Annotated in this window: 16 protein-coding genes; 8 read left to right on the forward strand and 8 right to left on the reverse strand. The window is 65.7% G+C overall.

Translation table 11 applies throughout. From position 1 onward, the window contains the following. Positions 1-571: 571 nt before the first annotated feature. The 4 genes from A9974_RS00630 to A9974_RS00645 form a co-directional block, all read right to left on the reverse strand. The gene (locus A9974_RS00630; RefSeq protein WP_183002267.1) at positions 572-1,399 is read right to left on the reverse strand and encodes an IclR family transcriptional regulator C-terminal domain-containing protein; all 828 of its coding nucleotides are present in this window, start codon (positions 1,397-1,399) and stop codon (positions 572-574) included. Positions 1,400-1,647: 248 nt separating this feature from the next. Then, complete coding sequence (locus A9974_RS00635; protein ID WP_183002268.1) at positions 1,648-2,415, reverse strand: phytanoyl-CoA dioxygenase family protein; 768 nt, start codon at positions 2,413-2,415, stop codon at positions 1,648-1,650. Positions 2,416-2,655: 240 nt separating this feature from the next. Then, entirely contained in the window at positions 2,656-3,765 is a 1,110-nt protein-coding gene (locus tag A9974_RS00640; RefSeq protein WP_183002269.1) for an AI-2E family transporter, read from the reverse strand. 178 nt (positions 3,766-3,943) lie between these two features. Further along, the gene (locus A9974_RS00645; RefSeq protein ID WP_183002270.1) at positions 3,944-5,014 is read right to left on the reverse strand and encodes a LysR family transcriptional regulator; all 1,071 of its coding nucleotides are present in this window, start codon (positions 5,012-5,014) and stop codon (positions 3,944-3,946) included. A 388-nt stretch (positions 5,015-5,402) separates the two neighbouring features. Here A9974_RS00645 and A9974_RS00650 point away from each other — a divergent pair, with 388 nt between their 5' ends. The 3 genes from A9974_RS00650 to A9974_RS00660 all read left to right on the forward strand — a co-directional run bounded on the left by A9974_RS00650 (position 5,403) and on the right by A9974_RS00660 (position 11,409). Next, on the forward strand, positions 5,403-6,599 hold the full coding sequence (locus A9974_RS00650; RefSeq protein WP_183002271.1) for an efflux RND transporter periplasmic adaptor subunit: 1,197 nt from the start codon (positions 5,403-5,405) through the stop codon (positions 6,597-6,599). A gap of 36 nt (positions 6,600-6,635) precedes the next feature. Continuing rightward, positions 6,636-9,854 (forward strand): efflux RND transporter permease subunit, encoded by a 3,219-nt coding sequence (locus A9974_RS00655; RefSeq protein ID WP_183002272.1) that lies wholly within the window; start codon positions 6,636-6,638, stop codon positions 9,852-9,854. 67 nt (positions 9,855-9,921) lie between these two features. Continuing rightward, positions 9,922-11,409, forward strand: a complete 1,488-nt coding sequence (locus A9974_RS00660) for an efflux transporter outer membrane subunit (protein ID WP_183002273.1) — start codon at positions 9,922-9,924, stop codon at positions 11,407-11,409. 54 nt (positions 11,410-11,463) lie between these two features. Here the strand turns inward: A9974_RS00660 and A9974_RS00665 are convergent, their stop codons facing one another. Continuing rightward, the gene (locus A9974_RS00665) at positions 11,464-12,345 is read right to left on the reverse strand and encodes a LysR substrate-binding domain-containing protein (protein ID WP_183002274.1); all 882 of its coding nucleotides are present in this window, start codon (positions 12,343-12,345) and stop codon (positions 11,464-11,466) included. Between the two features lie 114 nt (positions 12,346-12,459). Between A9974_RS00665 and phnD the strand changes: the two genes are divergently transcribed. Genes phnD through phnX form a run of 5 tightly spaced genes read left to right on the forward strand, consistent with a single transcriptional unit; the run spans position 12,460 to position 16,993 of the window. Beyond that, positions 12,460-13,350, forward strand: coding sequence for a phosphonate ABC transporter substrate-binding protein (gene phnD, locus A9974_RS00670; protein WP_183002275.1), 891 nt, complete (start codon positions 12,460-12,462; stop codon positions 13,348-13,350). Next, positions 13,347-14,156, forward strand: a complete 810-nt coding sequence (gene phnC, locus A9974_RS00675) for a phosphonate ABC transporter ATP-binding protein (protein WP_183002276.1) — start codon at positions 13,347-13,349, stop codon at positions 14,154-14,156. The genes phnD and phnC overlap by 4 nt, the downstream gene beginning before the upstream one ends. Before the next feature lies 1 nt (position 14,157). Continuing rightward, entirely contained in the window at positions 14,158-14,976 is an 819-nt protein-coding gene (gene phnE / locus A9974_RS00680) for a phosphonate ABC transporter, permease protein PhnE (protein WP_183002277.1), read from the forward strand. Positions 14,977-15,002: 26 nt separating this feature from the next. After that, positions 15,003-16,094: an iron-containing alcohol dehydrogenase PsrA gene (gene psrA / locus A9974_RS00685; RefSeq protein ID WP_183002278.1), complete on the forward strand. Its 1,092-nt coding sequence runs from the start codon at positions 15,003-15,005 to the stop codon at positions 16,092-16,094. A gap of 59 nt (positions 16,095-16,153) precedes the next feature. Next, on the forward strand, positions 16,154-16,993 hold the full coding sequence (phnX, locus tag A9974_RS00690) for a phosphonoacetaldehyde hydrolase (RefSeq protein ID WP_183002279.1): 840 nt from the start codon (positions 16,154-16,156) through the stop codon (positions 16,991-16,993). A 73-nt stretch (positions 16,994-17,066) separates the two neighbouring features. Here phnX and A9974_RS00695 read toward each other — a convergent pair whose 3' ends face one another. From A9974_RS00695 to A9974_RS00705, 3 genes are all read right to left on the reverse strand, one after another. After that, on the reverse strand, positions 17,067-17,951 hold the full coding sequence (locus tag A9974_RS00695; protein WP_183002280.1) for a LysR substrate-binding domain-containing protein: 885 nt from the start codon (positions 17,949-17,951) through the stop codon (positions 17,067-17,069). A 63-nt stretch (positions 17,952-18,014) separates the two neighbouring features. Next, a complete protein-coding gene (locus tag A9974_RS00700) occupies positions 18,015-20,159 on the reverse strand; it encodes a phosphocholine-specific phospholipase C (RefSeq protein ID WP_183002281.1) in 2,145 nt (714 codons plus the stop codon). 67 nt (positions 20,160-20,226) lie between these two features. Then, a complete protein-coding gene (locus tag A9974_RS00705) occupies positions 20,227-20,478 on the reverse strand; it encodes a hypothetical protein (RefSeq protein ID WP_183002282.1) in 252 nt (83 codons plus the stop codon). Positions 20,479-20,480 lie beyond the last annotated feature (2 nt).

The raw sequence follows: 20,480 nt of genomic DNA on the forward strand, positions 1-20,480 counted from the left end.
GGGCGCCCACGATTGCGGTCCGGCGCGCGGGCGCCGGACTTCCCCTTCGTCATCTTCGTCCAGGCCTTCGGCCTTCCCTTCAGATTCCCTCGGGCGCATCGAGGTTGCCCGCCGCCACGAAGCCCTGCACGACGGGCTACGCGTGTCTCGGTTCGTTGCGCAGCTAGACCTGTGGTCAGGGCATGAAACCTGCAGGGCCAGTCAGCACCACGAATGCCAAACGCGGCCGCCCGCGCGGCCGCGGCTTGGCGGCCCTGCAGGTTTCATGCCCTGACCACAGGTCTAGCTGCGCAACGAACCGAGACACGCGTAGCCCGTCGTGCAGGGCTTCGTGGCGGCGGGCAACCTCGATGCGCCCGAGGGAATCTGAAGGGAAGGCCGAAGGCCTGGACGAAGATGACGAAGGGGAAGTCCGGCGCCCGCGCGCCGGACCGCAATCGTGGGCGCCCGCCGCCACGAAGCCCTGCACGACGGGCGACCTACGAAGACCAGACCGACGCACGAAAATCAAACCAATGCAAAGAAACCAACTCACCCCCCGAAGCCCAATTCACCAAATCCAGCGAAACAACTACCGCGAATAAGCCGAAAACTTGGACTTGGAAATAGAAGTCGCCGCCACCTGCACATGTTGCGCCAATTCAGCCTCAACACGCGCCACCGTCCATCGCGTCGTCGGCACAGAAATATTGATCGCCGCCACCGCCAACCCCCGATGGTCAATCACCGGCGCCGCCACCGAAATATCCCCCAGCACCGTTTCGTTCACGATGATGGCGTAACCCTTCTCTGCCACACGCTGCGCGCGTTCCAGCAGCTTATCGGGGTTCACTTCCGTATAGGGCGTGATCGGGTCCAGGCGGGTTTGCGACAGGATTTCGCGGCGCTGGTCGTCCGACAGGCGCGACAGGATTGCCGTGCCCGATGCCGTGAAATACGCCGGCAGGCGGCTGCCTACCGCGATGTCCACATTGACCAGGTGATGGCCCGGAAAGCGGGCCACGAACACAATCTCGTGGCCGTCCAGTTCTTGCAGATTCGTCGTTTCGCCCAGCGTGCGGCTGATGTCCAGCAGATACGGCGATGCCTTGTCGATCAGCTCGTTCGCGCGCACATAGTTGTACGAGAACTGCAGCACCTTCGGCGTCAGGCCGTAATTGCGCGTGTCCGGAATGCGGCGCAGATAGCCCAGCGTTTCCAGCGTATAGACCAGGCGTTGCGTCGCGCTGCGGTCCAAGCCCGAGGCGCGGGCAATGTCGGCCAGCGTCATGTGGCGCTTCGGGCCGTCGAAGGCATGCAGCACCTGGAAGGCTTTTTCGGTCGAGCCTACAAATAGCGAAGACCGGGTCTCGGTCGCCGCCTGCGTCTTGTCCGTATCGTCGGGCTTGCTTTTGGGCACAGGAAACAGCCTATTGAATGAAGGAGCGTGCGCGCAGATTGGGGGCGCGGTGCCGTCTTGCCGGGGGCAATCGCGCGTATCGCACACTATTTAATTGTAATTCAATTATTAATAGCAAATTCCAATTACCTGATCGTCCTGGCAGAGGCGCGCCTCCTCTTGATCCGACCCGCATGGCTGCCGCCCTGCAATCCCTCGCCCGTTGGCGGAGCCGAATTGCAAGCGCGCCGGCAGTACCCCCGTCTGTCCTACCCCGCCAACGGCACGCCCGGCTGACTCGCCGAGCGCGTGCCCGGCAGCGGATGGCACGACTGCGGATGGTAGGTATGCACCACCGAGAGCTTCACCCGATCGCTGCGGTTGCCTTGGGCCGCATGTAGCGTGCGACAGTGGAAGAACACCACGTCGCCGGCTTGCAGTTCAGGACAGACCGCGCGCGCGATCCAGTCCTGGTTTTCAGGGGCGTCTTCGCGGAAGAATTTCCTGTCGTCGAATTGCTGCGGCTGGAACGCCGCGGCGTGCGAACCCGGGATGAAAGACAGGCCGCCGTTCTCGCGCATCTCGGGGCCCAGGGCCAGCCAACAGGACACCAGGTCCGTGTCGGAAAACGACCAGTAGCGGATGTCCTGATGCCAGCCCGTCAGGCTGCCGTAGGCCGGATGCTTCGTCATTACGCAGTTATGGTGCACCGTGGACAGCACCGGGGCTTCGCCGAAATAACGCGCCAGCGACTGGCCGATGCGCGCATCGGTGGCCCATTGGGCGAACAGCGGATCGCGGGCATAGGCGTTGAGCAAGCGCCGCACCGTCAGGCCGCCTTCGGCCGCGCGGGACTCGGGGGCGCCCGGATAGCGCAGATCCGCTTCGTATTCGATGGGCGCGACATGGTCGTGCAAATGGCGTTCGGCCAAGGCGCGCAGCGCCTGGACCTGGCCGGCGTCCACCAACTGGCGCGCCACGACAAAGCCCTGCTGGCGCAGGACCGCTAACTCTTCATCTTGCAGTGACCCGGACATCTCGATCCTCACACCCCGCGGCGTAAGCTGCAAAGCGTCTGCGCACAGGGCAGGCGCGTGCCGGGCAAGGCGCCGGCGAGCGCGGGGAGAGCTAGATTACCAAATGTCCGGGCCGGACCGTTATCGGAAATCCGGCCGCAATCCTTGCGGGAATGCGGCCGGCGGCGCCTGGGCCTATCGACGGTCAAATGCGTCTTGCATCGGCGAGCCGATGCGCGGCCGAACGCACTCAGGTTGACGTCAGCCAGCCGGCGTCTTGTCCGGCAATTCGGCGGCTCGCAAGCGGGCCGTGTCGCGCTCGACTTCCTCGTGGTGCACCCACTCGCGCCATACCGCCACCAGCAGCGCCATCAGCACCGGACCCACGAACAGGCCCACGAGGCCCATGGTCTTGACGCCGCCCACCAGGCCGAAGAACGTCGGCAGGAACGGCAGCTTGACCGGGCCGCCCACCAGGCGCGGACGCAATGTCTTGTCGACGATGAACAGCTCGACGCTGCCCCACACCATCAGGGCGATGCCCGCCACGACATGGCCCGAGCCCACCAGGTACAGCGAGACCAGCGTGAACGACAGCGGCGCGCCGCCGGGGATCAGCGCCATGAAGCCGGTGACCACGCCCAGCAGCACCGGCGACGGCACGCCCGCCACCCAGTACGCGACGCCCAGCACCAGGCCCTCGCCCAGCGCGATCAGGCCCATACCGGTGACGGTGGAATTGATGGTCGCCGGCACCACGCGCGAAAAACGCTGCCAACGCGCGGGCAGGATGCGTTCGCCCAGCACGTCCAATTGGGCCACCATGCGCACGCCGTCCTTGTAGACGAAGAACAGCGTGATCAGCATGAACAATACCGTCAGCAGCAACTGGAACACGTTGCCCGTGGCGGCCAGCACCATGCGGTAGATGTTGCCCAGGTGTTCGCCGCTGACGGCTTCGACCAGCGCGCCCAGCGCGTGGGGCTGGCCGATATAGGCTTCCCAGTACTCGCCCAGGCGGTCGCCCACCACGGGCATCGAGGTGATCCACGCGGGCACGGCCACGCCATGCCGGTTGGCCGCGATGGCCCAGGCGAAGAACGTGCTGGCTTCCTTGATGGCGTAGGACAAGGCCAGCGACAGCGGCACGATCAGCACCACGATGACGACCAGCAACGCCAGCGAGGCGGCCAGCATCGTACGGCCGCCGCAGCGATCGACCAGGCGGCGGTACAGGGGCCAGCTGGCCAGGCCGATGATCAGCGCGGCCAGGGCGGGCACCAGGAAACCACTCAGGAAATACACGCCCGCCAGCAGGACGAGCAGCAAAAGCCAACGGGCGATCAGGTAAGCGGGAAGTACAGGCTGCATAGAGATCGACAGTGAATGCGTTTAGGCTTTGACTGTCGGACTATACATACGTTTCGCCAAATACGAGGGACGCAATCCCTGTATTTACTACGGGGTTTCCCGCGTTTTCGAGGATTTTCCCAGCCACTTGCCGGCACGGCGGGCCCAGGGGCCCGCCGCAAGACCGGCGCCAGCGCCATTACAGCGCGTACTCGGCAGCCTCTTCCCGGGCGCTGCGGCGCCGTTGCGGCATTTCGGGCGCATTGGCGGCCGCCACGCCGGCCACGGCCATCTGCTTGGCCTGGCTGAGGTTGCGCTGCTGGAACACGCCGCAGCTGACGGCGGCCGGATCGGTTTCGTCGCGGCCGCTGAGCAGCGGGCAACTGGCGAACAGCTCGGCCACCCAGTCGGCGAACGCGCGCACCTTGGGCGACAACTGGCGGCTTTGCGGATACAGCACCGAGATCGCGGTGGTGCTGGGCTTCCATTGGGGCAACACTTCGATCAGCTCGCCCGATTGCAGGTACGGCAGCGCCATGTAGCGCGGCGTCTGGATCAGGCCAAAGCCCTTCAGGCCGCAATCCAGATAGGCGCCGGCTTCGTTCACCGCCACCGTGCCGCGCATGTCCACTTCCTGGTGCTTGCCGTCGATCTTGAAGTCCCAGGGGCAATTGCGGCCGCTGCGGCTGGAGAAATAGTGCACGGCGTGGTGGTCGCGCAGGTCCTCGATGGTTTGCGGCATGCCGTGGCGCGCCACGTAGGTCGGCGACGCGCAGGTCACGGTCTGCAGGGTGCCGATGCGGCGCGCGACCAGGCTGGAGTCTTCCAGGTCGCCGGCGCGGATGACGCAGTCCACCGCCTCTTGCACCATATCCACGGGGCGGTCGCCCAGCCCGAGCACCAACTCGACGTCCGGGTACTTGTCGTGAAAATCACACAATGACGGGATTAGAATCAGCCGGCCGATGCAGGTGGGCACGTCGATGCGCAGCCGCCCCTTCAGACGCAGGGCCGCTTCCTGGAAGCAGGCCTCGGTTTCTTCGACGTCGGCCAGGATGCGCACGCAATGCTGGTAATAGCCCGCGCCGTCGGGCGTCAGGCCGATGCGGCGGGTGGTGCGATTGAGCAGACGCACGCCCAACAGGCGTTCGAGATTCTGGATGATGGTGGTGACGGTGGTGCGCGGAAGCGAGAGGCTGTCGGCCGCCCGGGTGAAGCTATTGGCATCCACGACGCGCACAAACACCTGCATAGCCTGAAAACGGTCCATGGCGACGGTGTCCTTTGGGGCAAGTAGTCGGGGTGTACGGAGCATAACCCGAATCCGCCCTGGATTAGACAAATCTGCCGAACAGTGTTGCCGAACAACACGTGTTTATCCGCGCCGGCAAAACACTCAGAATTCAACCATCTTGAAGTGCCCGTGCCGCCCGGCGCATCCAAGGGCCTGTCAATCCTCAGATTCCGATCACGCGAGAGCCCGTCCCCTGAAAGGACCTTCTCAGCCAGGGATACGTAACAGAGTTGCATGCTGCACCGCAGTATGACATCGGTGTTTCAGGACTGACAGACCCGCCGCGATGCTGCCCCCGCCGCCACCCGCCCCCTCGCGGTCCCGGCAAGCGCACTTCACCCCGACACCACCCTCAAGGAACATCATGGTTTCGCGTAATCGTATTGCTGTGCTCGTCGTTTTCGCGGCCGTCATCGCGGCCGGCGGTAGCTACGCCCTGTTTCGCGCCCCTGCCGGCGCCAACGCTGCCCAGGCGCAGGGCGCCCCGGCGGCTCCCCCCGTCGAAGTCGCCGAGGTGGTCAGCAAGACCATCGTCGACTGGCAGCGCTATTCCGGCCGCCTGGAAGCCATCGACCGCGTGGACATCCGTCCGCTGGTCTCCGGCACCCTGACCGCCGTGCACTTCCAGGACGGCAGCATCGTCAAGAAGGGCGACGTCCTGTTCACCATCGACCCGCGCCCCTACGCGGCCGAAGTGGACCGCGCCGCCGCCGCCCTGACGGCCGCCAAGGCCCGCGCCTCGTACACGGCCACCGAACTGGCCCGCGGCCAACGCCTGTTGACCGACAACGCCATCGCCCGCCGCGACTTCGAGGAAAAGCAGAACGCCGCCCGCGAAGCCGCCGCCAACCTGCAAGGCGCGCAAGCCGCGCTGGACTACGCCAAGCTGAACCTGGGCTACACCCGCATCGAAGCGCCGGTCGCCGGCCGCGTCTCGCGGGCCGAAGTCACGGTTGGCAACGTGGTCGCCGCCGGCGCCACCTCGGTGCCGCTGACGACCCTGGTGTCGGTGTCCAAGATGTACGCCTCGTTCGACGTCGACGAGCAGACCTTTCTGAAGTACGTGAACCCCGCCCGCAATGGCCGTGCCGGCTCGGTGCCGGTCGAGCTGGGCCTGGCCAACGAGGAAGGTTATTCGCGCACCGGCTTCGTGCAATCGGTGGACAACCGCCTGGACGCCACGTCCGGCACCATCCGCGTGCGGGCCGAATTCGACAACGCCGACGGTTCGCTCCTGCCTGGCCTGTACGCCCGCATCCGCCTGGGCGGCAGCGACCCGCGCAGCGCCGTGCTGATCGACGAAAAGGCCATCGGCACCGACCAGGACAAGCGCTTTGTGCTGGTGCTGGACGACAAAAACCACGCCAACTACCGCCAGGTCAAGCTGGGCGCCAACCAGGAAGGCCTGCGGGTCGTGGATTCCGGCCTGGCCCCTGGCGACCGCATCGTGGTCAACGGCTTGCAGCGCGTCCGCCCGGGCGACGCCGTGAGCCCGACCGTGGTGCCCATGGTCACGGCCCAGCGCAACCCGGTCAAGACCGCATCGGCTAACGCCAACTAAGCGGCCGGTGACAAGACAAGCAGAACGAGAACGTTCATGAATATCTCGAAATTCTTCATTGACCGGCCGATCTTCGCCGGGGTGCTATCCATCCTGGTGTTGCTGGGCGGCCTGCTGGCCATGTTCCAGCTGCCCATCTCGGAATACCCGGAAGTGGTGCCGCCGTCGGTGGTGGTGCGCGCGCAGTATCCGGGCGCCAACCCCAAGGTCATCGCCGAAACCGTCGCCTCGCCGCTGGAGGAATCCATCAACGGCGTGGAAAACATGCTGTACATGCAGTCGCAGGCCAACAGCGACGGCAACCTGACGCTGACGGTCAACTTCAAGCTGGGCGTAGACCCGGACAAGGCGCAGCAGCTGGTGCAGAACCGCGTGTCGCAAGCGCTGCCGCGCCTGCCGCCGGACGTGCAGCGCCTGGGCGTGACCACGACCAAGAGCTCGCCCACCCTGACCCTGGTGGTGCACCTGATCTCGCCCAATGACCGCTACGACATCACCTACCTGCGCAACTACGCGATCCTGAACGTCAAGGATCGTCTGGCCCGCATCACGGGCGTGGGCGAAGTGACGGTGTGGGGGTCGGGCAACTACTCCATGCGCGTGTGGCTCGACCCGCAAAAGGTCGCGCAGCGCGGCATGACGGCCAGCGAAGTGGTGGCCGCCATCCGCGAACAGAACGTGCAGGTCGCCGCCGGCGTGATCGGCGCGTCTCCCACGCAGGGCGACGTGCCGCTGCAGCTGAACGTGAATGCGCGCGGCCGCCTGCAGACCGAGGAGGAATTCCGCGACATCATCCTGAAGACCTCGCCCGACGGCGCTGTCACGCACCTGTCGGACGTGGCCCGCGTCGAACTGGACGCGCAGGAATATGGCCTGCGTTCGCTGCTGGACAACAAGCAGGCGGTGGGCATGGGCATCATGCAGTCGCCGGGCGCCAACGCGCTGGACGTCTCGTCGCAGGTGCGCGCCGCCATGGTCGAGCTGTCCAAGGACTTCCCGCCGGGCGTGGAATACCGCATCGAGTACGACCCGACCCAGTTCGTGCGCTCCAGTATCGAAGCCGTGGTGCACACGCTGCTGGAAGCCATCGCGCTGGTGGTGCTGGTGGTGATCCTGTTCCTGCAAACCTGGCGCGCGTCCATCATTCCGCTGCTGGCCGTGCCGGTATCCATCGTCGGCACCTTCGGGCTGCTGCTGATGTTTGGCTATTCGATCAACGCCCTGTCGCTGTTCGGGATGGTGCTGGCCATCGGGATCGTGGTGGACGATGCGATCGTGGTGGTGGAAAACGTCGAACGCAACATCGCGGCGGGCTTGAGTCCACGGGATGCGACCTATCGCGCCATGCGTGAGGTCAGCGGCCCCATCATCGCCATCGCGCTGACGCTGTGCGCCGTATTCGTGCCGCTGGCGTTCATGACGGGCCTGACCGGCCAGTTCTACAAGCAGTTCGCCATGACCATCGCCATCTCGACGGTGATCTCGGCCTTCAACTCGCTGACGCTGTCGCCGGCCCTGTCGGCCCTGCTGCTCAAGAGCCACCACGACAAGCCGGACTGGCTGACCCGGGGCATGAACCGCGTGTTCGGCCGCTTCTTCAACTGGTTCAACAACATGTTCGGCCGCGCCTCCGAGAACTACGGCGTGGGCGTGGCGGGTGTGATCCGCCGCAAGGCCGGCGCCATGGGCGTGTATGTCGTGCTGGTGGCAGCCACGATCGGCGTGTCCTACCTGGTGCCCGGCGGTTTCGTGCCGGCGCAGGACAAGCAGTACCTGATCGGCTTTACGCAGCTGCCCAACGGCGCGTCGCTCGATCGCACCGAAGAGGTGATCCGCCAGATGAGCGCCATCGCCCTGAAGGAACCGGGCGTGCAGAGCGCCATCGCCTTCCCGGGCCTGTCGATCAACGGCTTTACCAACAGTTCCAGCGCGGGCATCGTGTTCGTGGCGCTCAAGCCGTTCGATGAACGCAAGGGCGCGGCGTTGTCCGGCAATGCCATCGCGGCGTCGCTGAACCAGAAGTTCAGCGGCATCCAGCAGGCCTTCATCGCCGTGTTCCCGCCCCCGCCGGTGCTGGGCCTGGGCACGCTGGGCGGCTTCAAGCTGCAACTGGAAGACCGCGCGGCGCTGGGCTATGCCGAGCTGGACAAGGCCAAGCAGGCCTTCCTGGCCAAGGCTCGCCAGACGCCTGAACTGGGCCCCGCGTTCTCCAGCTACGAAATCAACGTGCCGCAGCTGGACGTGGACCTGGACCGGGTCAAGGCCAAGCAATTGGGCGTGCCGGTGACCGAAGTGTTCGACACCATGCAGATCTACCTGGGCTCCATGTATGTCAACGACTTCAACCGCTTCGGCCGCGTGTTCCAGGTGCGGGCCCAGGCCGACGCGCCGTTCCGCGCCCACGCCGATGACATCCTGCAGCTCAAGACCCGCAATGCCGCGGGCGACATGGTGCCGCTGTCGTCGCTGGTGACAGTCAAGCAGACGTTCGGTCCGGAAATGGTGGTGCGCTACAACGGCTACACCGCCGCCGACATCAACGGCGGCCCGGCCCCCGGCTATTCGTCGGACCAGGCGCAAGCCGCGGCCGAGCGCGTGGCGGCGGAAACCCTGCCGCGCGGCGTGAAGTTCGAATGGACGGACCTGACGTACCAGCAGATCCTGGCGGGCAACGCCGGCCTGTGGGTGTTCCCGATCAGCGTGCTGCTCGTGTTCCTGGTGCTGGCCGCGCTGTATGAAAGCCTGACGCTGCCGCTGGCCGTGATCCTGATCGTGCCGATGAGCATCCTGGCGGCGCTGACGGGTGTGTACCTGACGGGCAACGACAACAACATCTTCACGCAGATCGGCTTGATGGTGCTGGTGGGGTTGTCGGCGAAGAACGCGATCCTGATCGTGGAATTCGCCCGCGAGCTGGAAATGAATGACGGGCGCTCGCCCCTGGAAGCCGCCATCGAGGCCAGCCGCCTGCGTCTGCGCCCGATCCTGATGACGTCGATCGCGTTCATCATGGGGGTGGTGCCGCTGGTGCTGTCGTCGGGCGCAGGCTCGGAAATGCGCCACGCAATGGGTGTCGCGGTGTTCTTCGGGATGCTGGGCGTGACGTTGTTCGGCCTGTTCCTGACGCCGGTGTTCTACGTGCTGCTGCGTTCGCTGGGCGGCAAGACGCTGCACTCGGCCGCGCAACATGAAGCGCCGGTGTGCGTACCGCATCTGGACCCGAACGCGCCGCCCGCCACGCAGCACAACGCCTGAGCCGGCCTAGAAAAATAGCCAGCGCGCCCCGTCCCGAACGGCGGGGCGCGCGCCCAAGAGAATCGTCATGAAGACCAAAAGACTGATCCGAGGTTCCGCCCTGCTTGCCGCCCTGCTCGTGCTGGCCGGCTGCGCGGTGGGCCCGACCTACGAACGGCCTGCGGCCGCCGCGCCGGCGGCCTACAAGGAAGCCGCCCTGCCCGCATCGGAAGCGGGCACCTGGAAGCCCGCCGAGCCGTCGGAAGACGCGCTGCGCGGCGCCTGGTGGAAGGTATTCGGCGACGAAGGCCTGAACCAGTTGCAGGAAGAGGCCCAGAAGGCCAACCAGAACCTGCAAGCCGCCGCGGCCCGCCTGACGCAGGCCCGCGCGCTGCAACGCGAAGCCCGCGCCGGCTTCTTCCCGAGCCTGGACGCGGCGTTCGGCCCCAGCCGCCAACGCCCGTCGGCGGTGTCGCAAGGCCTGCCCGACGGCACGCCGACGAGCCCGACAACGACCTGGCGCGCCCAGGGCACGGTATCGTACGAGGCCGACCTGTTCGGCCGCGTGGCCTCGACGGCTGACGCGGCCACGGCCGACGCGCAGCAAAGCGAGGCGCTGTACCGCTCGGTGCTGCTGGCACTGCAGGCCGACGTGGCCAGCACGTATTTCCTGGTGCGCGAGCAGGACGCGGAATCGGCGCTGTACAACCAGACGGTGAAGCTGCGTACGGATACGCTGCAATTGATCCAGCGCCGCTACGATGCGGGTGATATCAGCGAGCTGGACCTGGCCCGCGCCAAGGCTGAACTCGCGTCGGCGCAATCCGAAGCGCTGGGCATCGACCGCCGCCGCGCCGCCGCCGAGCACGCGCTGGCCGTACTGCTGGGCCGCGCGCCGTCGGAATTCACGATGCCGCCGCAGCCGATCCAGAAGGTGGCGCTGTCGATCCCGGCAGGCCTGCCGTCGACGCTGCTGGAACGCCGCCCGGACATCGCCGCCGCCGAACGCGCGATGGCCGCCGCCAACGCCCGCGTGGGCGCGGCAAAATCGGCGTTCTTTCCCCGCCTGGACATCACGGGCGCGTTCGGCTACGAATCGTCGGACCTGGGCAACCTGTTCCAATGGTCGAGCCGCACGTTCCTCTTGGGCCCGCTGGTCGGCGCCGCGCTGTCGATGCCGATCTTCGACGGCGGCCGCCGCCAGGCCGGCCTGGACCGCGCCCGCGCGGTCTACGAAGAAGACGTGGCTGTGTACCGCCAAACGGTGCTGACCGCGTTCCGCGAAGTGGAAGACAATCTGGCGAACTTGCGGATCCTGGCAGACCAGACGCGGGCGCAGGATGCGGCGGTAGAAGCATCGGCGCGGGCGGCAAAGCTCTCGCATACGCAATACCGTGAAGGGTCGATCAGCTACCTGGACGTCATCGAGGCGGACCGCAGCGTGTTGCTGCAACAACGCGTGTCCGTGCAATTGAGCGGCGAGCAGGCCCGGTCGGCAGTGGATCTGATTCGCGCCATCGGTGGGGGCTGGGGCAATCCGGTGCCCAGCGCGGATAGCGTGGCCAGCAATCCCTGAGTCAGGTTATCGGCCGGAATCGAGCCCTGCGGGTGTCATACCCGCAGGGCTTTTTCATGCGCGGCGGGTGGCATTGCGCACGGCCAGCGCCTGTTCGAAAAATGAGGACAGCAAGCGGCTTTCACGGCGCTCGGCCAGGCAATAAAGATAGGTCTCCGTGCGCACCGGGTCTCCCTGAATACGGATTGCGCGAAACCGGTGGTCCGGAATGAACTCCGCTTCCGACACCGTGCCCAGCCCCAGCCCCCGCGCCACCGCTTCGCGCAGCGCTTCGCGGCTGCCGATTTCCATGACGGGCCGGGGTGTAACGCCGGCCTGCTGCAGCACGGCTTCCAGCGCCGCGCGCGTGGTCGAACCGGCTTCCCGTTGCAATAGCGGCGCATCGTGCAAGGCAGACAACGGCACGCTATCAAAGCGCGCCAGCGGGTGGGACACGGGCGCAAACAGAATGACGGCATGACTGGCGTAGTGCTCCGAACTCAGACCCGGTTCGTCGCGCCCACCCGCCAACACCGCGATGTCGGTGACGTAGCTCTCCAGATCGGCCAGCACCTCGGCGGAGTTGCCCACCCGTATCGACAGCTCAACGCCCGGAAACAGGCGGTGATAGGCGTCGACCATCTCAATCACATGGAATGGCCCGACCGCGCCGATACGCAACGTTCCCGTGTTCAATTTGCCGGCGTCATGCAACAGATTGAAGGCCTCCAGCTCCACCGCGCCCAATTGCTGGGCAACGGGCAATAACGCCAACCCGACCTGCGTGAGCAGCGCACCGCGGCCGCGGCGATGGAACAGCTCGACATCGTGCTGTTTTTCAAGCGCCTGTATCTGCGTGGTCACGGTGGGTTGAGCCAGGCCCAGCGCGCGAGCGCCCGCGCTGAAACTACCGTGGCGCGCGACGGCCAGGAATGCGCGCAGGCGGGCAACCGACATATAGGTTTGATCTATGGTTGACTGATGAAATGCATACTAAATCGATAATATGAAGGACATGTGACACCCCTAAGCTTCCTGGCATTCCTCCTCCACTACACCAGGAAGCCCGCCATGAAGTCCGCCGTCCGCCGTTGCACCCGCCGTTCGTTCGTCGCCGCCGCCGCGGCCATCTCGTTTTCCGTGCTGGGCGCCTCCGCTGCCCAGGCGGCGCAAGACACGCTCACCATCGGCCTGATCCCGGCCGAGGATTCGCAGGCGATGATCGAATCCAGCAAACAGGTGATCGAGCAGTTGCAACAGCAGACCGGCATGAAAGTGAAGCCGTTCGTGGCCACTGACTACAACGGCATCATCGAAGCGCTGCGCGCCAAGAAGCTGGACGTCGCGTATCTGGGACCCTTCTCGTACGTGCTGGCGACCTCGGTCGCGGACGTCGAGGCGTTCTCGGTCGCCGTGACCAAGAAGTCCGGCAAGAGCGCCTACAAGAGCCTGATCGTCGTACGCAAGGACAGCGGCATCGACAGCGTGCAAGCCCTGAAGGGCCGTACGTTTGCCTTCGTCGACCCCAGCTCGGCCTCGGGACACCTGTTCCCCAAGGCGGGCCTGGAACAAGCGGGCTACTCCCCCGACAAGCTGTTCTCCCGCGTCGTGTTCTCGGGTTCGCATGATGCCAGCCTGCTGGCCGTGGCCAACAAGAAAGTCGACGCCGCCGCCGTGGCCGACCGCATCTACGCCAGCGCCATTGCCAAGGGCCAGTTGCGCCCGGACGAACTGAGCGTCGTGTGGACGTCCAGCGACATCCCGGAATCACCGATGGTCTGGCGCAAGGATCTGGACCCCGCCGTCAAGGACAAGGTTGCCCGCGCGCTGGCCAATATCAAAGACGTGCCGTGGGGCGACCAGGGCATGCTCAACGGCTTTCAGCCCACCACCGACGCGGCCTACGACGTGGTTCGCGACACGGCCAAGGTGCTCAAGCTGGACCTGCGGAGCATGAAATGATCCAGCTGCGCGGCCTGACCAAGCGCTACGGCGCCAATGAAGTGCTGCGCGGCGTGGATCTGCAGGCAGGCGCCGGTGAATTCCTGGTGATTCTTGGCCAGTCCGGCGCCGGCAAGTCCACGCTGTTGCGGTGCATGAACCGCCTGGTGCGCGCGGATTCCGGTGACATGACCGTGGCCGGCATCGACGCCATGGCCGATCACGACACCCGGTCGCTGCGGCGGCAGGTGGCCATGATCTTCCAGCACCATGACGTGGTGCCCCGCCTATCCGTATTGCGCAACGTCCTGACCGGCCGGCTGGGCGCCGTACCGGTGCTGACCTCGGTGTTTCAGTTTTTCAGCCGGGCCGACGTCGCGCTGGCACAGGAATGCCTGGCGCGGGTCGACCTGGCCCATAAGGCCCAAGCGCGCACGGATTCGCTGTCGGGCGGCCAGCGTCAGCGCGTGGGCATCGCCCGCGCCCTGGCGCAACGGCCGCGCGTCATCCTGGCTGACGAGCCCGTCGCCAGCCTGGACCCCAAGACCGCCCGCCTGGTCATGCGTTATCTGCACTGTGCAACGCGTGAACTGGGCATCACGGTGGTCTGCAACCTGCATCAGGTCGACTACGCGCGGGAGTTTGCCGATCGCATCGTGGGCCTGGCCCACGGCCGAGTGGTGTACGACGGCTTGCCAGACACCATGCAGGAAGCGGATCTGGCCCGGATCTATCCGGCTGCGGACCCGGCCACCGACGCTGCCGGGATGGCGGGCGATGCGCTTTTCCGCACCGAGCCGCTGCAAGCCGCGCACAAAGGAGCCTGAGATGGATGACAAGAAATACCTTTGGGTCGCGCCCTTGCCGACCAGCCTGAAGGGCTGGGCCTGGGTCGCAGCCGCATTGGCCGCCACCATGGCGGCGCTGCAATGGAGCGCGCAAGGCGCGCAACTGAGCGCGTCCGAACTCGCCGCCGGCATCCCCCAAATTGCCGACTTCCTCAGCCGGACGTTCCCCCCGGACTGGCGCATTCTGCATTCGCTGGTGGCGCCGGCCATCGAAACGGTGCAGATCGCGGTGTGGGGCACGCTGCTGGGCGTGCTGGGCGCGCTTCCCGTGTCGTTCCTGGCGGCGCGCAACCTGCACGTCAACCGCTGGCTGTACCGCGCCACGCGCCAGATGCTCAATGTGATCCGCAGCATCAACGAACTGATCCTGGCACTTGTCTTCGTTGCGGCCGTGGGTCTGGGGCCCTTCCCCGGCGTGCTGGCGCTCGCCGTGCATGGCGTAGGCATGTTGGGCAAGTTCTTCGCCGAGAGTATCGAGGAAATCGACGAAGGCCCCTTGGAAGCGCTACGCGCCACCGGCGCCCGGCCGCTGCAGGTCATCGTGTTTGGCGTGCTGCCACAAGTCATCACGTCCTGGATCGCGGTGATCCTGTATCGCTTCGAGGTAAATCTGCGCTCGGCCACGGTGCTGGGCATGGTAGGGGCAGGCGGGCTCGGCTTTGAGCTGGTCAGCAGCCTGAAGCTGTTCAAGTACCAGGAAACGGCTACCTGCATCGTCGTCATCACCTTCATGGTGATCGTGGCGGATCTGATTTCCAACCGCCTGCGGGTCGCCATCCGGGAAAACGGACGCGGCTGAACTTCTTGATTCTTTCAGAGACTGACATGTGGCATTTTCATAACCCCGTCGCCATCGAGGCGGGCGAAGGCGCGCTCGACCGCTTGCCGGCGCGCCTGGGCAACCGGCGCGCTATCCTGATTGCCTTTCCCGAGGCGCGGCCGCTGGGCTTGTGCGGCCGGATCCAGGCGATGCTGGGCGAGCAGTTGGTGGCAATAGAAACGGACGTCCAGCCGAATCCTGACGTGGCCTGGCTGGCGCCGATGTACGAACGCCTTTGGCGTGAGCACCCCGACGTCGAGTGCATCATCGCGCTGGGCGGCGGCAGCGTCATAGACTGCGCCAAAGCCATGCTGACCCGCACGCCATCGGGCACTTTCGATGCGCTGCTGGCCTGCTTGTCGGGCGACACGGCGATGACCAGTCCGCCAGACCGTGTCCGCGCCCTGATCGCCTTGCCGACCACCGCGGGGACCGGCAGCGAAGTGACCCCTTGGGCGACCCTGTGGGACCAGCGGCAAGGCCGCAAATACTCGCTGCACCTGCCCTGGACCTGGCCCGAGACGGCCCTGATAGACCCCATGCTGATGCTCAGTCTGCCGCATGGCGCCACGCTCGCCAGCGGTCTGGATGCGCTGTCCCATGCCCTGGAGTCGCTCTGGAACATCCATCGCAATCCCGTCTCGGCCAGCCTTGCCGTATCGGCCGCACGCGAAGTGCTGGCGGCGCTGCCGCTGCTGATGCGGGATCCGTCCAGCAAGATGCTGCGTTCGCGCGTTTCCGTGGCGGCCGCATTGGCCGGCATGGCGTTTTCCAACACCAAGACCGCCTTGGCGCATTCGCTGTCGTACGGGCTGACGCTGGAACACGGCATCGCGCATGGCATTGCGTGTTCCTTCAGCCTGCCGCGCGTCATGCGGATGGCGTTTGGCGCCGATGCGGCGCTGGACGCGCTATTGTTGTCCGTGTTTGACGCGCAGGACATCGAGCAGGCCGTGGCGACGTTGACCGCCTTTCTCGAAGACCTGGACGTGAGCACCGATCCGGCGTCCTACGGCGTAACCGCGGATCAATGGGAGCAGCGCGTGGCCGACGCATTGCTCGGTCCGCGCGGCCGCAATTTCGTTGGCGCGCAGTGATACGCGCCGTTGCAGGCTTCGCCAATTCCGGCAAACCATCAACTCTCAGGCTGTTTAACATGCACCAAGCAAATCGCGCTTCAGACAAATCATGGCCCCATATCGAAGCGGTGATCTTCGACTGGGCCGGCACGCTGGTGGACTTCGGCTCCCTGGCGCCCACGCAGATCTTCGTGGACGCGTTCGCCACCTTTGGCCTGCACATCACGTTGGCGCAGGCGCGCGGCCCCATGGGTCTTTCCAAGCGTGATCACATCCGCACGCTGCTCGCGGACCCCGCAATCCAGGCCCAATGGATTCAGGCCTTTGGCAGGACCTCGGCGGATGCGGACATCGATGCGATCTATCAGCGCTTCATGCCGATGCAGATCGAGAAGGTCGCGGCGTATTCGCAACCGATCCCGGGCGCGGTGCAGATCCTGCAAACCCTGCGCGAGCAGGGCATCAAGATCGGCTCTTGCTCGGGGTATCCGCGCCAGGTGCTGGATGTGCTGCTGCCGCATGCCGCGGCCGACGGCATTGCGCCCGACTGCGTCGTCGCCGGCGATGAGCTGCCGGCGGGGGGCCGGCCAGGCCCCTATATGGCCCTGGCCAATGTACTGGCCTTGGGTGCAGGCGATGTCCGCCGGTGCATCAAGGTCGACGACACCACGCCCGGCATTGAAGAAGGGCGCAACGCCGGCATGTGGAGCGTAGGCCTGACGCTATCCGGTAACGAAGTGGGCTATTCGCCCGCCGAACTGGCCGCCGCCGCCCCGGCCGAGGTGCAGGCCCGTGTCGCGCGGGCAGCCCAGCGCTTGACGCAGGCGGGCGCGCACTACGTGATCGACAGCGTGGCCGATCTGCCGGCGGTCATTCAGCAGATCCAGCAACGCCTGGCCCGCGGCGAAGCGCCCTGATCCACGGCCCTGATGCAGGGTCCCGGCGCGCCCGGTTGCACGCCAGGACCTGTTTTCTGTGCAGCGCGCCGCCTCAAGCCGCGCCTGAGCGCGCGCCACCGCAGTGCTCGATTGCGTCAAAGAACGACGCAATCAAAGGACTATCCCGACGCTCGCGCAAACAGCACACGTGGATATGCGTCGACACTACATCGCCTTCTATACGCACGGGCCGCAGGCGCGGATCCGGCACATATTCGGATTCGGATACCGTTCCCACCCCCAAGCCCCGCACCACGGCCTCGCGCAGCGCTTCACGGCTGCCGATTTCCATAGCGACCTGCACCGTCACGTCGTGCTCGCGCAGGGCATCTTCAAGCGCCTTGCGCGTGGTGGAGCCCGGTTCGCGCATCAGCAAGGGCTGATTCGATAGTTCCTGCAGGGCAATCGACCCTCGCCCCGCAAAGGGATGGTCCACCCGCACAAAGGCAATCACCGGATAACGCGCATAGGGTTGCATGTAATAGCGTTCTTCCGGATCCCGGCTGGCCACGACGCCCACGTCGCAGACGTACTTTTCCAGGTCTTCCAATACCACTTCGGAATTACCCAGGCTGATCGACAGCGAAATCCGTGGATAGACGGCGTGATAAGCCTCGATCATCTCCGTGACGTGATAGGGGCCGACCGCGCCCACCCGCAACGCCCCGCGGCGCAGCTTGCCACTGTCGTCGAGCATCAGACGCATGTCCCCTTCCAGCGACACCATGCGACGGGCGAGCGGCAGCATTTCCATCCCCAGCGCGGACAGTTCCACCCGCCTGCCGCGGCGGTGGAACAGCTCGGCGCCGTATTCCCGTTCGATCATCTGGATCTGGGAATTGAGCGTGGTGTGGCTCATGCCCAGCACACGGGCGGCCGCAGTAAAGCCCCCGTGTTGGGCCACCATGATGAAGGCGCGTATCTGGTTAAGCGTCACGGCAGGTCTCGGCTGGCCATTGTGAAAGACAACGGCTGCAATGATGCCGCACGCACATGACGCTTACACGACCCCCATGGCCGGGTCACTGGTGCTGTCCTGGCCCGTCTCCATCCGGCCCGCAAACCGGCGTGCAAAGTCGCTGCCCTGGGTCACGGTGAAGTCATACCAGTGGTTTGACGCCTGAACCGACCAACGCGGCTCGACCTGCATGCCCGGATCGACGGTATAGGTCCAAGGACCGTCCGTACGGTAGGCGTTGGCCGTCACGACCACCGTCGCGGGGGCCGACCCCATATTCATAATGGTCAGCGAGACCGCCTTGCCGCGCTCGTCATAGCAGACACGCACCTCGGGATTCGGCCCGCTGCCCAGCGTACTGATGTCGCCCTTGAAATGCCGGTGGTAACCGTTGGGACCCAGCACCCACAGGCTGTACCGTCCGGCGTTGTCGGCGGTGGCTTGCCAGGCATCCGAGATCATCTTGCGGCCCTCGACGGTGTAACGCCGGGGATAGCGCGACAGATTCAGCTCGTCGTAGACGTGGAACACCGTGCCTTGCGTGCCGGTATTGCTGAACGTCAGCCAGACCTGGCCACTGCGCGTGTCCACGTTGGCGCTGGTATGCAGGTGGTAGGGCAATGCACGGGAGGGTCGCACCAGCCGCGCCTGCGTAGGCAGCGGCACCGTGCCCACATCCGGCACCGGCACGCTGCCCGAACCGACTTGCTGGGCCAGCGTCGCATCGGCCTCGGCGCGGGTCGGCGCTGGAATCAGCAGGGGTTTGGCGGTATTGGGATCCTTGAAGTTGAAGCACGACATCAGGTCGCCAAAGACCGCGCGCCGCCAGGGACTGATATTCGGCTCGGCCACGCCAAAGCGCTGTTCCAGGAAGCGCAGCACGGACGTGTGATCGAACTGCTGCGAATTGACCCAGCCGCCAACGCTCCATGGCGAAATCACCAGGGTCGGCAGACGCGGGCCGGCCCCGAACGACTTGCCGTCCGGGGTGACCTTGCTGGTGTCCCCCGGCGGCGCCGGCATGGTGTAGTACTCATTGGTGATATCCACCGTCGACTTTCCCGACTGCGTGCCGTCGGGCGCGCGCCAGGGCGGCGCGGGCGGCGGCATGTGGTCAAAGAAGCAATCGTTCTCGTCGTAGTTCAGGATCAGAACGGTCTTGCTCCAGACCTCGGGATTGGCGGTCAACATGTCCAGCAGCTTCTGCACATACCAGGCGCCCTGCCCCGGCACCGACATGCTGGGATGTTCGCTGTAGGGGCCGGGCGCCACGATCCAGCTGACCTGCGGCAACGTCCCCATGGCGATGTCGTCCGCAATCGCCTGCAAGTAGCCGCCGTCTGGCATCGTGTTGCCAAAGCCCTTGTACAGGGGCGACAGGGCCTCCATGGCGGGCGTGTACGGCGCGGACGGAGAACCGAGCGCAGCCAGCTGTTCATTGACCGCGCGGTAGGCGGCAAACGCCACCAGCTGATTGTTGTTGCTGTTGTTGCCCGGGGTGTTGTAGACCTTCCAGCTGACGCCGGCGGCTTGCAGGCGTTCCGGGTAGGTCGTCCAATCCAGGCCATCCTGCGATGGCCCCAGGCCGCCCCAGTTGGCGTTGGTCACGCAGGCGTGGCCGCGCACGTTGGCGCCGTTCGAGCCGCTCCACAGGAACATGCGGTTCGTGAAGGTACCGGTATTGATGGCCGTGTGATAGGCATCGCAGATCGTGAACGCATTGGCCAGCGACCAATGAAATGACAGGTCGGATTGCTGCAAATAGCCCATGGCGACCTTGGTGTTCTTCGCCCGGGGCCAAGCTGCCATCCGGCCGCCATCCCAGGCCGCCTGCTGGTCAGCCCAGTTATGGGCGCCGCCGACACGCAAGGCATTGCCCTTGGTCGCATCCAGATAATAGGGTTGCACCGTTCCCGAGGCGCCCTGCTGGATCCAGACGGGCTGGCCCGATGCCATGGGGATGGTGAACCGGTCGCTGAACCCGCGGACCCCGGGCATGGTGCCGTAATAGTGATCGAACGACCGGTTTTCCTGCATCAGGATGATGACGTGCTCGACGTCGTTGATCGTGCCGGTGGCGTTGTTGGCCGGAATGGCCAGCGCGCGCTGGATCGCAGGCGGAAAGGGACCGAGTGCGGCCGTCGCCGCGGCGGCGCGCAGAAAATTGCGGCGATTCATGAGGGTCATGGTGATCGGGTGTCCGTGGATCGTCGAAAGGAGTAGGTAGCGGCGCGCAAGCGCCGCCACCGTGCGTTCAGGGCGCGCAGTCCAGCGTGGAATTCAAGGGCGGGGGCTGCGTCGCATCGGTTCCGCCGTCCGGGCAGGAGCCGCCCGAGGGCGGCGCCACGATGGGCACCTGCGCCGCGGCTTCGCCATCGCCGGCTTGCGCCGCGTCCGCCCCGTCATCACCACCGCAGCCCGCGATCAGGGCACACGCCACGGTGGCAGCAAGCGCGCGCTTTAGCCCAGGCACGCGGAACCAGGCCTTCAGGGAAAAGGGAGTCATCG

It is taken from the genome of Achromobacter sp. UMC71, assembly GCF_014170305.1.
Lineage (GTDB): Bacteria > Pseudomonadota > Gammaproteobacteria > Burkholderiales > Burkholderiaceae_B > Achromobacter.